Origin of the sequence: Mycolicibacter sinensis (assembly GCF_001673565.1) — a bacterium.
GTDB lineage: Bacteria > Actinomycetota > Actinomycetes > Mycobacteriales > Mycobacteriaceae > Mycobacterium > Mycobacterium sinense_C.
The window spans coordinates 1-567 of sequence record NZ_LZMF01000109.1 but is presented as its reverse complement, the minus strand read 5'-3'; the positions used below and the strand labels follow the sequence as shown (position 1 = coordinate 567).

At 67.5% G+C, this 567-nt stretch carries 1 pseudogene; it reads right to left on the bottom strand.

The annotated features are described in order from the left end of the window. Positions 1-254: pseudogene (locus A5648_RS15830) on the bottom strand (PE-PPE domain-containing protein); the annotation flags it as partial. Positions 255-567 lie beyond the last annotated feature (313 nt).

Here is a 567-nt window from a genome sequence, read left to right as displayed (position 1 = left end):
ATCACGCACACCGTCGGATCGTCACCGGCGTCGAAGCCCAGCGGGTTGAGGAACAGGTCGGCCGCGGTCTGGGCGAACGCCGCCGAGGGCGTGGGCAACATGGTCCCGCCGACGAAGATCGCGGTGTCGGCCAGCAGGTTGACGGCGGCGTAGGTGGCGTGGACCGGCGCGGCGGCAAGCACACCGCCTGCCACGGTGCCGGCAATCGCGATCGGCGCGAAGGCCTTGGTGAGCATCACGGGACGTCCCTTCACCGCAGAAGCTAAAGATTGCCTGAGGGCGATCATGGCAGGGCCGCTTGGCGGAAGTCAACGCCGCCCAGGGTCCTGGAGCGGGCTGGCCAGGCACAGCCCGCGCGTCCATTGACTCTCGTCGCGCGAGAATGCCACTATCAGCGCGTCACCCGTCCTGTCTGCGAGCTCTTACATAAGTTCAAGGTGTGTCGCAATGAACGTAACCAAAGTTTTCGCTCCGGTCGCGGTCGCGGGCGTCATCGCTGCCGGCGTCGCCGGAACTCCGGTCGTCCAGACGACGCTCGCGCAGGTGGCCCTGCTGGCCGACACCGCG